Raw genomic sequence first — 15,413 nt, 5'->3', positions numbered from 1 at the left:
GTCTCTTTTTTGTGCAAAACGCCCTTAGAGCGGTAATTTTTCCAGCGTCGAGAAGCCATAGCGACGCAGAACGGGTAAAAGCTGTTCTGTTTCTGCCGTCAGCGCCATGCAGAATGCTTTATTCTCGTCGCTGGACTTCGCATCCGGCGCTTCATGCTCTAACAGCCAGGCGGTGCGACGGGCAATCGCCGCGCCAGAATCGATCAGCCGCGTGCCTTCCGGCAGAACGCGCTGCAGCTCCTCCTGTAAAAGAGGAAAATGGTGCAGCCCAGCACCACCGTATCCGGCGGCTCCTGCATCCGCAGCCACGGGCGCAGGATACGGCGCAGCTCTTCTAACGGCACAGGCTCGCCGTGCAGCTTCGCTTCCGCCAGCTCCACCAGCTCCGCCGACCCCAGCATTTCAATCCGACATTCATTGGCAAAGCGGTCGATCAGCTCACGGGTATAAGGACGCTTTACGGTACCGCGCGTCGCCAGCAGGCCAACAATGCCGTTCGCCGTTAAACGGGCGGCGGGCTTGATCGCCGGCACCACGCCAACGACGGGGAAAGCGAACTTTTCACGCAGGGCAGGCAGGGAGACGGTACTGGCGGTATTGCAGGCGATCACCGCCAGCGCCAGGGGATAACGCTGCTGGACAGCGGTGACGATTTCCACAACGCGCTCAACGATAAACTCCTCGCTCTTCTCGCCATAGGGGAAGGCAACGTTATCGAAAGCATAGATGTAATGCAGATTCGGCAGCAGCTGCCGAATCTCATTATAAACCGACAACCCACCGACGCCGGAATCAAACACCAGCACGGTGGGACGTGGATCAGAAGGTGTAGCTGCCAGACAAGGTGTATTCCCGTCCTGCAGATTGGTAGCCATAAACTGTCTCGTAATCTTTATCGAACAGGTTGGCTATTTTACCACGAACTGTCAGGTGTGAGGTGACGGGATACGATAAACCGACATCCCAGAGGCTCAACCCACCCATATTGACGGTACGCGAGTTGTCGTAGTCATAATCGTAACGCTTGCCGATGTAGTGATACGTCACATCCCACCCCAGATCGTAGACCTGGCCGTTCAGCTCGTATTTCACCTGCTGCTTCGCCCGGCGATAGAGGGATCTTATTGGTTTCATCATCGCGAGGGTCAACATACTGCAGCGTCAGATGGTGCTCCACCGGCCCGGTGGTTATATTCCCCGTCCACTCGAGCCCCTTAATCGTTGCCGACTTGACGTTGTAATAGGCGTTGTTGTCGTAATCGATGAGGTTTTGAATCTCATAGCGATACGCGGAGAGGCGCCAGTCGACCGGCCCCGTTAACCCTTCAAGGCCCGCTTCCCATTGCTTCGACTCCTCTGGCTTCAGATTCGGGTTAGAGGCGATGCCAAAGCGTTCTGCGCCGTACTGCTGCCCGAGGGAGGGGGCGAGGAATCCTGTGCCGTACGAGAGCGTTGTCCGATAAACCGTCGATAAATTCCCAGCCTGCGGCCGTCTGCCAGGTACCGTGCCAGCCAAACTGCTCGTCATGATCCTCACGGCCGGAAGCTTCCAGCGTCACGCTGTCAATCTGCTGCTGTCCCGTCAGATAAAGACCGGTGGTGTCACGCTTATACACGTCGGTACTGGTCGTTCCGCTGGATTTCAGCTTCTCTTGTTTCCAGTCAACGCCGCCGCTCACTGCCCCATGGCCTACCACAACATTATTTCCCCACTGGATATAGCGCTGTTCCATATCATCCAGGGTGGTGCCCGCGGCATAGCGGCCAGCGTCGCTGCTGTAGTTGTAATCTTTGATGCGCTGATAGTTAGCAATCAGCTGGGAGGAGTAAATTCCGGAGTGGTAGTGCAGACCGGTATCCCAGGATTGGGTATAGGATTGATCTTCATCGTTTCCACCTGCGTAGCCCCAGTTACCCTGGTCATAGTCAGCGTTGGCGGAATAACCATAGCCGCGGAAGAACCCCGAGAAGTTGTCATCGAACTGATGCTGTACCCCGCCCCACAGCATTTTATTGCGGTAGCCGTCGCGATCGCTGTCGCCGCTGTAAGAGGAATTCGGCTGGACGTTAAACCCTTTGGTGGTCTGATAGGCGCCAGCAGCGGTAACCAACGTATCGCCAAACCGCTTGTTAAAGGCGCCGTCATAGGACTGATAGCCGTTCGTACCCGCGCCGGCGTTGATCTGCGAACGCTCAGCGTCGGTCATGGTGATGATGTTCACCACCCCGCCGATCGCTCCGGAGCCGTACACCGCGGAGCGCGGGCCGCGGATGTATTCCACCCGCTGGACCAGTGAGATAGGGATCTGACTGATATCTACGCCGTTGGAGATCCCAGGACGCGCCATCGGCACACCGTCGATCAGCACCAGCACGTGGCGAGCCTCCGTCCCCCGGACATACAGCGAAGCACTCTGCCCCATGCCGCCGTTGCGGGAAATATCAACCCCGGGAAGACGACGCATCACATCGTTTAAATCTTTGGACTGCCAGCGGTCGATATCATCGCGCGTCACAATGTCGGTCGGCGCCAGCACGGTATTGACCGGTTGTTGAAAACGGTTTGCTGTCACCACTAACGTATCTGAATTGCTATCCTGCGCCCAGCCGGAAAATGCCGTGACGGATAAGGCCGTCATCAGCGAAGCTTTTTTAATCATTGTAAAAGCATCCGAAACAGAAAAAGGATGCCGCAGGTTTTATCATTTGCTCGCGACGATAAAACCCAGTGCGACGTATTCCGGCAGGTCTTCGGGCTTGGAGGCTGTTTCAAGAAATAATGACTTCCCACGGCTAGCCGCAGTGTCTGCACCGAGTGCGCTCATTTCTCACCTTCCTTACCGCTGCGCGTCAGCCCCAGATTTCCACTGGGTTCCCTTTTAACTCACAGGACCGGTAGGCGAATGCTACAATTAGACTCATATAGATGTCCAGACTGCTAATTATATTTCCCGCCACATTCGAGGCTGGACATCCCCGGCGCTTTCCCTACAATCCCCGCGTACTTATTTTATTCAGGATGCATCATGACCCCCGAACACCTTCCTACCGAACAATACGAAGCGCAGCTGGCAGAAAAAGTCGTCCGTTTGCAAACCATGATGGCGCCTTTTGCCGCGCCGGTTCCGGAAGTGTTTCGTTCGCCGGTCAGCCACTACCGCATGCGCGCCGAGTTCCGTCTGTGGCACGATGGCGACGATCTGTACCATATTATTTTCGATCAGCAGACCCGGTCGCGGATTCGCGTTGACAGCTTCCCGGCCGCCAGCGCGCTGATCAATCAGCTGATGACCGCCATGTTGGAGGGCGTACGCAACAATCCCGTGCTACGCCAGAAGCTGTTCCAGATTGACTATCTGACCACCCTCAGCAACCAGGCGGTCGTGTCGCTGCTGTATCATAAAAAGCTGGACGATGCCTGGCGATGAGCAAGCGGAGGCGCTGCGTGACGCCCTGCGAGCCCAGGGGCTCAATGTGCATCTGATTGGGCGGGCGACCAAAACCAAAATCGAGCTCGATCAAGACTATATAGATGAACGCCTGCCGGTTGGCGGGCGGGAGATGATCTACCGTCAGGTGGAAAACAGCTTTACCCAACCGAACGCGGCCATGAACATTCAGATGCTGGAGTGGGCACTGGATGTCACCAAAGGGGCGACTGGCGACCTGCTGGAATTGTACTGCGGCAACGGTAACTTCTCGCTGGCGCTGGCACGTAATTTCGATCGCGTATTGGCCACCGAAATCGCCAAACCGTCGGTGGCGGCGGCGCAGTACAACATCGCCGCTAACCATATCGACAACGTGCAGATTATCCGCATGGCGGCGGAAGAGTTTACTCAGGCGATGAACGGGGTGCGGCAGTTCAACCGGCTGCAGGGTATCGATCTGCATAGCTATCAGTGCGAAACCATCTTCGTCGATCCACCGCGCAGCGGGCTGGACAGCGAGACGGAAAAAATGGTGCAGGCCTATCCGCGTATTTTGTACATTTCGTGCAACCCGGAAACGCTGTGTCGCAATCTGGAAACGCTAAGCCAGACGCACAACGTTACCCGGCTGGCGCTGTTCGACCAGTTCCCGTATACCCATCACATGGAGTGCGGCGTCCTGCTGACCCGCAAATAGGCCCAAAAAAACCGGCAACTGTCATATTGCCGGTTTTTTTACCACTGGCGGCTTACTCGGCTGCGGTATCTTTGCGGTTACGCATCTTGTAGCCGATCCAGAAGACCATCGCGACGGACAGAACGGCCGGGAAGAAGTTAGAACCGATATCCGGGTACTCCGCACGCACGACGGTGCTGTACAACAGCACCCCGAGAATAAAAAAGGCGGCGGCCAGGCCCGGTAGCCCAACGGGCATACTGCGATTCTGATAGCGCTGATGCAGACAGTAGACCGTCAGCAGCAGGGATAAAATGGGGAAGACGGAAAACGGAACTATCGAACTGAACAGCGCCGCAAAGGCGCCATTAATGGATAACCCGGCAATCAGCGCCAGCAGCAGCGTACCTTTATCTTGAACTGAGTGTTTCATTGCTCGTCCTTCACGTTATTCGGAATGATGTGACATTTTTTCTTGTTCACGGCGATACCAGTAATACGCGCCTTTCGAGATCATTCGAAGCTGCAGTACCAACCGTTCCTCCAGCTGCCGGCGCTGCTCAGGGCCGACATCCAGCGCTTCCGCGCCAGCGCTAAAAACGATGGTGACCATAGCTTCAGCCTGCGCTTCGGTAAAGGCGCGCGGCATATGGTTTTCGAGTTCTAAATAGTCGGCGAGTTCCGCAATAAAGTGCTGGATCTCGCGTGCGACGGCGGCGCGAAACGCCGCAGAAGTTCCCGAGCGCTCGCGCAGCAGCAGGCGGAAGGCGTTCGGGTTGTTACCGATAAATTCCATAAAGGTGGAGACCGAGGTGCGGATCACGCTGCCGCCTTTGGCTATCCGCTGGCGCGCCTGGCGCATCAGCTGGCGCAGCATCAGTCCGCTCTCATCGACCATCGTCAGGCCCAGCTCATCGACGTCGCGAAAATGACGATAAAAGGACGTCGGCGCGATCCCTGCTTCCCGTGCCACTTCACGCAAGCTCAGGCTGGCGAAACTCCGCTCAGCGCTAAGTTGACTGAATGCCGCTTCCACCAGCGAACGGCGGGTTTTTTCTTTTTGTTGTGCTCTTACGCCCATCACGATGTATGAATCCTTCCAATAGCCCTGCTGGCACTATACCAGAGATTAAAACTAATCGGTTTGCCCTGGATTGTGAATGATTGTTTACGAGCCGTTTCTGCTTTTATGCTGCAAAAAAGCACAACGATAATTGGGTTAAAGCGCAGCGAATGTTATCATCGTGTTTATTTTATGTATAAAACAGGTGAGTAATGCCATGTCACACTCTTGGGATTATGATGCAATAGTGATTGGTTCCGGTCCTGGCGGGGAAGGCGCCGCCATGGGACTGGTGAAACAGGGAGCACGCGTTGCCGTCATCGAGCGCTACCATAATGTCGGCGGCGGTTGCACCCACTGGGGCACCATCCCGTCGAAAGCCCTCCGCCATGCCGTCAGCCGTATTATCGAGTTTAACCAAAACCCCCTCTACAGCGACCACTCCCGCCTTCTTCGCTCTTCTTTCGCCGACATCCTTAACCATGCCGACAGCGTCATCAACCAGCAGACTCATATGCGCCAGGGATTCTATGAGCGCAACCACTGTGAAATTCTGCAGGGCAATGCCCACTTCGTGGATGAGCATACTCTGGCGCTGGAGTGCCATGACGGCACGGTCGAGACTGTGACCGCGGAGAAATTCGTTATCGCCTGCGGATCGCGCCCCTACCATCCGGCGGATGTCGATTTCCACCACCCGCGCATCTATGACAGCGATTCGATTCTCAGCCTGCAGCATGAGCCGCGCCATGTGATCATTTACGGCGCCGGGGTGATCGGTTGTGAATATGCGTCGATCTTCCGCGGCATGGAGGTGAAGGTCGATCTGATCAACACCCGCGATCGTCTGCTGGCCTTCCTCGATCAGGAGATGTCAGACTCGCTCTCTTATCACTTCTGGAACAGCGGCGTGGTTATTCGCCACAACGAGGAGTATGAGAAAATTGAAGGGGTGGATGACGGGGTGATCATGCACCTGAAGTCCGGCAAAAAGCTGAAGGCCGATTGCCTGCTGTACGCTAACGGCCGCACCGGCAACACCGACACCCTGGCGCTGGAAAATATCGGTCTGCAGACCGACAGCCGCGGTCAGCTGAAGGTCAACAGCATGTATCAGACCGCCCTCCCGCACATCTATGCGGTTGGCGATGTCATCGGCTATCCAAGCCTGGCTTCTGCCGCTTACGATCAGGGACGCATTGCCGCCCAGGCGCTGGTGAAAGGCGAAGCCTCAGCGCATCTGATTGAAGATATCCCGACCGGGATCTATACCATTCCGGAAATCAGCTCCGTCGGGAAAACCGAGCAGCAGCTGACGGCGATGAAAGTGCCGTATGAGGTGGGCCGCGCCCAGTTTAAACACCTGGCGCGGGCGCAAATCGTCGGTATGAGCGTTGGTACGCTGAAGATCCTGTTCCATCGGGAAACCAAGGAGATCCTTGGCATTCACTGCTTTGGCGAGCGCGCGGCCGAAATTATTCATATCGGCCAGGCGATCATGGAGCAGAAAGGCGGTGGCAACACCATTGAGTACTTCGTCAACACCACCTTTAACTACCCGACCATGGCGGAAGCGTACCGGGTTGCCGCGCTGAACGGCTTAAACCGCCTGTTTTAACGCCTTGTCGAAATGGCCATCCATCGTGCCGCGGATGGCCTCCGCCAGATGTTCATAGCGGCTGCGCAGCGGGGAGCCCTGGACGATAAACCAGACCGATGGTGCGTCTTGGCTCTGGCTTAATGCACGGCAGGTAGACTACGCCATCGCGTTTTCTCTCCTGCGGCACCGCCAGCGCCGGCAGCAGGGTAATGCCGCTGCCTGCCGCCACCATATTGCGCAGCGTTTCCAGGCTGGTCGCGCGGAAGTGGGTATCCTCATCCGCCCCCGCTTCAAAGCAGAAGCCCATCGCCTGATCGCGCAGACAGTGGCCATCCTCCAGCATCAGCAGCTTTTCACCGGCCAGATCCGACATCGGCACCCGATCGCGGTTCGCCCACGGATGATCTTCATAGATAGCCAGCATCATCGGCTCATCGAACAGCGGCACCTCGATAAAGGCCTCGCTCTCTTTGACCAGCGCCAGGATGGCGCAGTCGAGCTTACCGCTGTCGAGCTGAGCCAGCAGCTGATGGGTCTGCGCTTCGTGCAGATACATTTCCAGCTTCGGGAAGGTCTGATGCAGCATCGGAATGATGTGCGGCAGCAGGTACGGGCCAATTGTCGGGATCAGGCCGATATGCAGCGGCCCGGACATGGTTTCCCCTTGTTGGCTTGCCATTTCCTTGAGCACTTTTACTTCGCGTAACACGGTACGCGCCTGATCCACCAGCAACAGCCCCGCCTGGGTAAACAGAACCTTACGGCTGGTGCGCTCCAGCAGCATGACGCCAAGCTCATCCTCCAGCTTGCGGATCTGTCCGCTGAGCGTCGGTTGGCTCACATGGCATGAGTCAGCCGCCCGCCGGAAGTGGCGGTGTTCGGCGAGCGCTACCAGGTATTCAAGATCGCGAATATTCATTATTCATCCTCCATCGCCACGATAGTCCATGGCGATAGATAGCATAGCAACGAACGATTATCCCTATCAAGTTTTCTGTTCAATAATACGCCCATAAAGACGGTCTACCTGTGAAAATCACTGACCCGTCACACTGTTTCTCTACCCGAACAACTAAAGCCAACGTGAACTTTTGCGGACCTTGCGTCCGCTTTTTTTTTGCATAAAAAACCCGGCGTCGCTGGGCTTGGCCGGGTCAGGGAGGGCAGATATCTAAGGATTAGCTTAAACGAGCCTTCGCCTCGTTGATAGCCTGGGCTACCTGCTGCGGCGAGACGCCGCCTTTCGCTGCGCGTTTCTCGAGGCAGGACTGCAGCGACAGGATCGGATACACATCGTCCGCAATCACCTGGGCTGAATTTCTGCAGATCGGCCAGGGTCAGCGCTTCCAGCGGTTTCCCTTGCGCAATGGCTTCCACTACCGCTTCACCGACAATATGGTGCGCCTCGCGGAACGGTACGCCTTTCGCCACCAGATAATCCGCCAGCTCAGTGGCGTTGGCATAGCCCTGCTGCGCCGCTTCCGCACAGCGCGGGACGTTTTACCTGAATGCCGTCCAGCACCAGGGCCGCCATATGCAGGCAGTCGAGCCAGGTATCCAGGGCGTCGAAAAGCCCCTCTTTATCTTCCTGCATGTCTTTGTTGTAGGCCAGCGGCAGTCCTTTCAGCGTCATCATCATGCCGGTCAGCGCACCCTGCACGCGGCCGCATTTGCCACGGATAAGCTCCAGGGCGTCCGGGTTTTTCTTCTGCGGCATCAGCGAGGAGCCGGAGGTCACGCGGTCGGAAAGCTCGACGAAGTTCGCCTCGCCGGAGTTAAAGAAAATCAGATCTTCCGCAAAGCGCGACAGATGCACCATACCGATAGCCGCATCGGAAAGCAGCTCCAGCACATGATCGCGATCGGACACGCTGTCGAGGCTGTTGCGGGTGGCGGAGGCAAAGCCCAGCCAGCCGGCCAGCTGCTCGCGGTCGATCTCATACGCCGTCCCCGCCAGCGCGCCGCAGCCCAGCGGGCTGACGTCGAGGCGCTTCAGCGCGTCCTGCAGACGGCTTTCGTCACGCGCCAGCATTTCAACGTAGGCCAGACACCAGTGCGCGAAGGTCACCGGCTGGGCGCGCTGCAGGTGGGTGTACCCCGGCATTACCGCGTCCTGATTCTGCTGGGCGGTCTCCACCAGCGCGCTCTGCAGCTGGCGGTTCGCCGAGAGCAGTTCGACAACGGTATCTTTGCACCACAGTTTAAGATCGGTGGCGACCTGGTCGTTACGGCTGCGCCCGGTGTGCAGTTTCTTGCCCAGCTGGCCCACTTTATCGATCAGCTTGCCTTCCACCCAGCTGTGAATATCTTCGGCATCGCTGGCGAGGATTTGCTGCGGATTGGCGCGCACCTCTTCCAGCAGCACGTTCAGCGCTTCTTCAAGCTGCTGCTGTTCAGCGGCACTCAGAACGCCGACCGTTACCAGCGCTTTCGACCAGGCGACAGAGCCAACGATATCCTGCTCCGCCAGACGATAGTCGAAGCGCAACGAGTCGTTGAACTGTTTGAACCGTTGATCTGCTGCCTGTGTAAAACGCCCGCCCCAAAGTGCCATAACATGCTTCCTTTATTCGTTAGTTCCGCCGGCGGCATTGTGCCGCCCGGCCTACGGTCTTGTAAGCCCGGCAGACGACGCGCCGCCGGGCATGAAATCTTAAGCCAGAATACGTGTGCCGATCGGCGTGCCGTTAAATAACGCCGGCAGCTGCTCGGCGTGACGCCAGGAGGCGATATCCACCGGACGGACCCAGAGCACGTGCGGCGTCAAGGGCCGCATTCACTTTAACAATCATGCCGTCGGTGATAATCCCCTGCTCGATCAGCTGCTCCGCTTTCTCGGCGGTCATCTCGGCAATGCGCTGCCCTTTACCGTCGAGGATACCGCTAACGTCAGACAACAGGATCAGATCCGCCCCCAGGGTGGCCGCCAGCGCTGTCGCCGCCTGGTCAGCGTTGACGTTCATCAGCTGGCCCTTCATCGGTCACCCCGATAGAGCTCACCACCGGCAGGTAACCGCCGGCCAACAGGGTGTTGATCAGCGTCGGGGAGCCCGGCTGCGCCAGCCCGACATGGCCCAGCTCAGCATCCAGCTGCGTCACCTTCACGCTATCGCCATCGCCGAGGAACAGGCCTACCGAGGAAATACCATGTTTTTTCGCCCACGCCAGCAGCGTCTTGTTGGCGGTTCCCGCCAGCGCGCCGGTGATGATGTCGATTTGCTCAGCCGGCGTAACGCGCAGGCCATTTTTCTTCTGCACCGGCAGGTTGAGCTGCTTCATCAGCTCATCCACCACGCAGCCGCCGCCGTGGACGATAATCAGCGGACGCTGGTGCGCTTCACGGTAGTTAACCAGCGCGGTAAACAGGCGCTCCAGCGCTTCTTCGCTATCGAGTAATACGCCGCCAAGTTTGATAATTAATGGGTTCATCATCACACCTTAAATAAGAGACTGCGTCTCAGCGAAGCCGAAACGAATATTCGCGCACTGCACCGCCTGCGCTGCGGCGCCTTTCAGCAGGTTATCCTCTGCCGCGACGACGATGAGATGATCGTCCTGCACGGCAAAACCGATATCACAGAATGGCAGGCCTTCGACGCTTTTCAAAGCGGGCACGCCTTTATCATATAAACGTACCAGTGGTTTATCGGCGTAAGCCTGCTGGTAAACCGCCGCGATCTGCGCATGGCCGACGCCCGGCTTCAGGCGGCAGGTGATAGTTTCCAGGATGCCGCGCTTAAAATTACCCAGGTGCGGGGTAAAAATTACCTTTGCCCCGAGGTGGCTGGCAATCTCCGGCTGATGGCGATGGTTAAATATGCCGTACGGCTGCAGGCTAACTTCACAGAAGCTGTTGCCGATCGCGGCCTTACGACCCGCGCCGCTCACCCCGCTGGTAGCGTTGATTACCGGCCACTGGTTGAGATCCAGCAGATTGGCCTCAATCAGCGGCTTCAGCGACAGCTGCGCCGCCGTCGGATAGCAGCCTGGCACTGCGATTAACTGCGCGTCTTTAAGCGCATCCGCGCTCCACTCCGCCAGACCATACACCGCCTGTTTGAGCAGGTCGGGATGCTGATGAGTGAAACCGTAATATTTTTCGTAGAACGCCCCATCGTTAACGCGGAAGGCACCGGAGAGATCGAACACCACGCAGCCAGCGGCAAGGAACTGCGGCGCCAGATCGTGACTCACTTCGTGCGCGGTGGCGAGAAACACCACGTCCACGCCAGCGCTGAATTCGCTGATATCGGACATCGGCTGCAGCGGCATATCGACAATGCCTTTGAGCTGCGGATGCAGGTCGGAAATTAATTTTCCCGCATCATTGCTTTGCGCGGAGACCGTCAAAGCGGTTATGTTCATATGCGGATGACGATTGATATAGGTCACCAGCTCTGCGCCGGCATAACCACTGGCACCCACAATCAGCGTATTTAACATTGGAAGCGCATCTCCTTACATTCGATGGGTTTTCTTACGCTCAACGATATTGTATTTTTATTCACAATAAATGCATGAATATTGATACTATCACGACCCAAGGTGTGTCAACAATGAAAAACAATTTACCGCCCTTTATCGAGATTTACCGCGCGTTGATCGCCACACCGTCCATCAGCGCGACCGAAGAGGCTCTCGATCAAAGCAATGAGTCTTTAATCAATTTGCTGGCAGGCTGGTTCCGCGATCTCGGCTTCAATGTTGAGATACAGCCGGTGCCGGATACGCGCCATAAATTCAACCTGCTGGCCAGCACCGGACACGGCGCCGGCGGCCTGCTGCTCGCCGGGCATACCGATACCGTGCCGTTCGATGATGGCCGCTGGACGCGCGACCCGTTCACCCTCACCGAACACGATAACAAGCTCTACGGTCTCGGCACGGCCGATATGAAAGGCTTCTTCGCCTTTATTCTCGACGCCCTGCGCGATGTCGACGTCACCACGCTGAAAAAGCCGCTGTATATTCTGGCCACTGCCGACGAAGAGACCAGCATGGCCGGCGCGCGCTACTTTGCCGAAACCACCCGGCTGCGCCCGGACTGCGCCATCATCGGCGAGCCCACCTCCCTGCAGCCGATCCGCGCCCATAAAGGCCATATGTCCAACGCGATCCGTATTCAGGGCCAGTCCGGCCACTCCAGCGATCCGGCGCGCGGGGTCAACGCGATTGAGCTGATGCACGACGCCATCGGCCGGATTATGCAGTTGCGCGATCTGCTTAAAGAGCGCTATCACTTCGAGGCGTTTACGGTCCCTTACCCAACCCTCAACCTGGGCGCTATCCATGGCGGCGATGCCTCAAACCGTATCTGCGCCTGCTGTGAACTGCATATGGATATCCGCCCGCTGCCGGGGATGACCCTAAACGATCTTAATGGTCTGTTGGGCGAGGCGCTGGCCCCGGTCAGCGAACGCTGGCCGGGCCGCCTGACGGTCTCTGAGCTGCATCCGCCGATCCCCGGCTACGAGTGCCCGCCGGACCATAAGCTGGTGCAGGTGGTCGAGAAACTGCTTGGCGCGCAGACCGACGTGGTGAATTACTGCACCGAAGCGCCGTTTATCCAGACGCTGTGTCCGACGCTGGTTCTCGGCCCGGGCTCCATCAATCAGGCCCATCAGCCTGACGAGTATCTGGAGACGCGCTTTATCAAGCCGACCCGGGAGCTGATTAGCCAGGTGGTTCATCACTTCTGCTGGCACTAAAATCGCCCTCTTTTTCCGCCCCGTTCTCCCGGGGCGGAACGGTGACGATCGTCACATTTCCATAAGCGATACTTATCCAGCGCTCCCTGAATTAAATTTCGCAAATTACGGCGATTTACTCGTTTGCTGAAGCGATTTCGCAGTAATTGACGTGGGGGTATTTACGTGGCTTTATAAAAGACGGGTTGCTTATCCGTTGCTCACGTTCCAGCGCAGCGGATATAACAAAATAAAATGAGATGGGGTGTCTGGGGTAACATGAACGAACAATATTCCGCATTGCGTAGTAATGTCAGTATGCTCGGCAAGGTGCTGGGCGATACCATCAAGGATGCATTGGGAGAAAATATTCTTGATCGTGTCGAAACTATCCGTAAGTTGTCCAAATCTTCACGCGCCGGCAACGAAGCTAACCGCCAGGAGCTGCTGACCACGCTGCAGAATTTGTCAAACGACGAACTGCTGCCGGTGGCCCGTGCCTTCAGCCAGTTTCTGAATCTGGCCAACACCGCTGAGCAGTACCACAGCATTTCGGCCAATGGCGAAGCGGCCAGCAATCCGGAAGTCATTGCGCGTACCCTGAGAAAGCTCAAAGACCAACCCAATCTCAACGAAGAGACCATCAAACAAGCGGTGGAATCGCTGTCTCTGGAGCTGGTGTTAACCGCCCACCCGACCGAGATCACCCGCCGGACGCTGATCCATAAAATGGTGGAAGTGAACAACTGCCTTAAGCAGTTGGACAACAAAGATATCGCTGACTACGAGCACCATCAGCTAATGCGCCGTCTGCGCCAGCTGATCGCCCAGTCGTGGCATACCGATGAAATTCGTAAGCACCGCCCTTCCCCGGTCGATGAAGCCAAATGGGGCTTCGCGGTGGTGGAAAACAGCCTGTGGGAAGGGGTGCCTAACTATCTGCGCGAGCTGAACGAACAGCTGGAAGCCAACCTTGGCTATCAGCTGCCGGTGGACTTCGTCCCGGTGCGTTTCACCTCGTGGATGGGCGGCGACCGCGACGGCAACCCGAACGTGACTGCCGACATCACCCGCCACGTGCTGCTGCTCAGCCGCTGGAAAGCGACCGACCTGTTCCTCAAAGACGTGCAGGTGCTGATCTCCGAGCTGTCGATGGTGGAGTGTACCGACGAGCTGCGCGCCCTGGCTGGCGCCGAGGGCGCTCAGGAACCTTACCGTTATCTGATGAAAAAACTGCGCTCTCAACTGATGGAGACCCAGGCCTGGCTGGAAGCGCGTCTGAAAGGTCAGAAGCTGCCGAAACCGGCGGGACTGATCACTCAGAACGAGCAGCTGTGGGAGCCGCTGTACGCCTGCTATAAATCGCTGCAGGCCTGCGGCATGGGCATTATCGCCAACGGCGAGCTGCTCGACACCCTGCGCCGCGTGAAGTCTTTCGGCGTACCGCTGGTGCGTATTGATATTCGTCAGGAAAGCACCCGCCATACCGAAGCGCTGGGTGAAATGACCCGTTACCTCGGGATCGGCGACTACGAAAGCTGGTCGGAAGCCGACAAACAGGCTTTCCTGATCCGCGAACTGAATTCCAAACGTCCGCTGCTGCCGCGCCAGTGGGAGCCAAGCGAAGAGACGCGTGAAGTTCTCGACACCTGCAAGGTGATCGCCGAGGCGCCGCGCGGATCGATCGCCGCCTACGTGATCTCGATGGCGAAAACGCCGTCCGATGTGCTGGCGGTTCATCTCCTGCTGAAAGAAGCCGGGATTGGCTTTGCTCTGCCGGTGGCCCCGCTGTTCGAAACGCTGGATGACCTCAACAACGCCAACGACGTCATGACCCAGCTGCTGAATATCGACTGGTACCGCGGCTTTATCCAGGGCAAGCAGATGGTCATGATCGGCTACTCTGACTCCGCTAAAGATGCCGGCGTGATGGCCGCCTCCTGGGCGCAGTACCAGGCGCAGGACGCGCTGATCAAAACCTGCGAAAAAGCCGGTATTGAACTGACGCTGTTCCACGGTCGCGGCGGCTCTATCGGCCGCGGCGGCGCGCCGGCCCACGCCGCGCTGCTCTCGCAGCCGCCGGGAAGCCTGAAAGGCGGCCTGCGCGTTACCGAGCAGGGCGAGATGATCCGCTTTAAGTACGGCCTGCCGGAAGTCACCATCAGCAGCCTGTCGCTGTATACCAGCGCCATTCTGGAAGCCAACCTGCTGCCGCCGCCGGAGCCGAAAGCAGAATGGCGCGACATCATGGCCGAGCTGTCCGACGTGTCGTGCAAGATGTATCGCGGCTACGTGCGTGAAAACAAAGATTTCGTCCCTTACTTCCGCTCTGCGACCCCGGAGCAGGAGCTGGGCAAACTGCCGCTGGGTTCGCGTCCGGCAAAACGTCGTCCAACCGGCGGCGTCGAGTCGCTGCGCGCCATTCCGTGGATCTTCGCCTGGACCCAGAACCGCCTGATGCTGCCGGCCTGGCTGGGCGCTGGCGCTGCGCTGCAGAAGGTGGTCGAAGGTGGAAAACAGAGTGAACTGGAAGCCATGTGTCGCGACTGGCCGTTCTTCTCTACCCGCCTCGGCATGCTGGAGATGGTTTACTCGAAGGCCGACCTGTGGCTGGCGGAGTACTACGATCAGCGCCTGGTGAAGCCGGAGCTGTGGGCGCTGGGTTCCGAGCTGCGCAAGCTGCTGGCTGCCGATATCAACGTCGTGCTGGCCATCGCCAACGACTCCCATCTGATGGCCGACCTGCCGTGGATCGCCGAGTCTATCCAGCTGCGTAATATCTATACCGACCCGCTGAACGTCCTGCAGGCGGAACTGCTGCACCGTTCACGCCAGGCTGAAGAAGAGGGCAAGGACCCGGATCCGCGCGTTGAACAAGCGCTGATGGTCACCATCGCCGGCGTCGCCGCCGGTATGCGTAACACCGGTTAATCTATCTCTCCCCGGCCGCCCGGCC

6 protein-coding genes, 6 pseudogenes and 1 riboswitch are annotated in these 15,413 nt (G+C 57.7%); of the genes and pseudogenes, 4 read left to right on the top strand and 8 right to left on the bottom strand.

The features are described 5' to 3' along the window. Window positions 1-24: 24 nt before the first annotated feature. Window positions 25-875, bottom strand: a pseudogene (gene murI / locus E5221_RS28785) (glutamate racemase). Further along, window positions 820-2,660, bottom strand: a pseudogene (gene btuB / locus E5221_RS28780) (TonB-dependent vitamin B12 receptor BtuB). Before btuB ends, murI begins: the two co-directional pseudogenes overlap by 56 nt. Before the next feature lie 64 nt (window positions 2,661-2,724). Next, window positions 2,725-2,912: riboswitch (cobalamin riboswitch) on the bottom strand. A 114-nt stretch (window positions 2,913-3,026) separates the two neighbouring features. Here btuB and trmA point away from each other — a divergent pair. Beyond that, window positions 3,027-4,128: pseudogene (gene trmA, locus E5221_RS28775) on the top strand (tRNA (uridine(54)-C5)-methyltransferase TrmA). Between the two features lie 52 nt (window positions 4,129-4,180). On the opposite strand, the gene E5221_RS28770 reads toward trmA, so the two are convergent. Both E5221_RS28770 and fabR read right to left on the bottom strand, forming a co-directional pair. Continuing rightward, complete coding sequence (locus E5221_RS28770; protein ID WP_002883021.1) at window positions 4,181-4,540, bottom strand: YijD family membrane protein; 360 nt, start codon at window positions 4,538-4,540, stop codon at window positions 4,181-4,183. A gap of 15 nt (window positions 4,541-4,555) precedes the next feature. Then, entirely contained in the window at window positions 4,556-5,191 is a 636-nt protein-coding gene (gene fabR / locus E5221_RS28765) for an HTH-type transcriptional repressor FabR (protein WP_004151856.1), read from the bottom strand. Between the two features lie 196 nt (window positions 5,192-5,387). Between fabR and sthA the strand changes: the two genes are divergently transcribed. Beyond that, window positions 5,388-6,788 carry a Si-specific NAD(P)(+) transhydrogenase gene (gene sthA / locus E5221_RS28760; protein ID WP_002883016.1) on the top strand — a complete coding sequence of 467 codons (1,401 nt, stop codon included), beginning with the start codon at window positions 5,388-5,390 and terminating at the stop codon, window positions 6,786-6,788. Here the strand turns inward: sthA and oxyR are convergent. The 4 genes and pseudogenes from oxyR to argC form a co-directional block, all read right to left on the bottom strand. Beyond that, a pseudogene (gene oxyR / locus E5221_RS28755) lies at window positions 6,771-7,689 on the bottom strand (DNA-binding transcriptional regulator OxyR). The gene sthA and the pseudogene oxyR overlap by 18 nt on opposite strands. Window positions 7,690-7,948: 259 nt before the next feature. Further along, window positions 7,949-9,324: pseudogene (argH, locus tag E5221_RS28750) on the bottom strand (argininosuccinate lyase). 99 nt (window positions 9,325-9,423) lie between these two features. Next, window positions 9,424-10,202: pseudogene (argB, locus tag E5221_RS28745) on the bottom strand (acetylglutamate kinase). A gap of 6 nt (window positions 10,203-10,208) precedes the next feature. Further along, on the bottom strand, window positions 10,209-11,213 hold the full coding sequence (gene argC, locus E5221_RS28740) for an N-acetyl-gamma-glutamyl-phosphate reductase (RefSeq protein WP_004181637.1): 1,005 nt from the start codon (window positions 11,211-11,213) through the stop codon (window positions 10,209-10,211). 113 nt (window positions 11,214-11,326) lie between these two features. Here argC and argE point away from each other — a divergent pair, with 113 nt between their 5' ends. Both argE and ppc read left to right on the top strand, forming a co-directional pair. Beyond that, complete coding sequence (gene argE, locus E5221_RS28735) at window positions 11,327-12,478, top strand: acetylornithine deacetylase (RefSeq protein ID WP_004177969.1); 1,152 nt, start codon at window positions 11,327-11,329, stop codon at window positions 12,476-12,478. A gap of 258 nt (window positions 12,479-12,736) precedes the next feature. Further along, a complete protein-coding gene (gene ppc, locus E5221_RS28730) occupies window positions 12,737-15,388 on the top strand; it encodes a phosphoenolpyruvate carboxylase (protein WP_004181636.1) in 2,652 nt (883 codons plus the stop codon). Window positions 15,389-15,413: the final 25 nt, after the last annotated feature.

This window comes from Pseudomonas sp. A2 (genome assembly GCF_023100865.1).
Classification (GTDB): Bacteria; Pseudomonadota; Gammaproteobacteria; order Pseudomonadales; family Pseudomonadaceae; genus Aquipseudomonas; species Aquipseudomonas asiatica.
The sequence above is the reverse complement of the archived record's forward strand: the minus strand, read 5'-3'. Positions and strand labels throughout refer to the sequence as shown.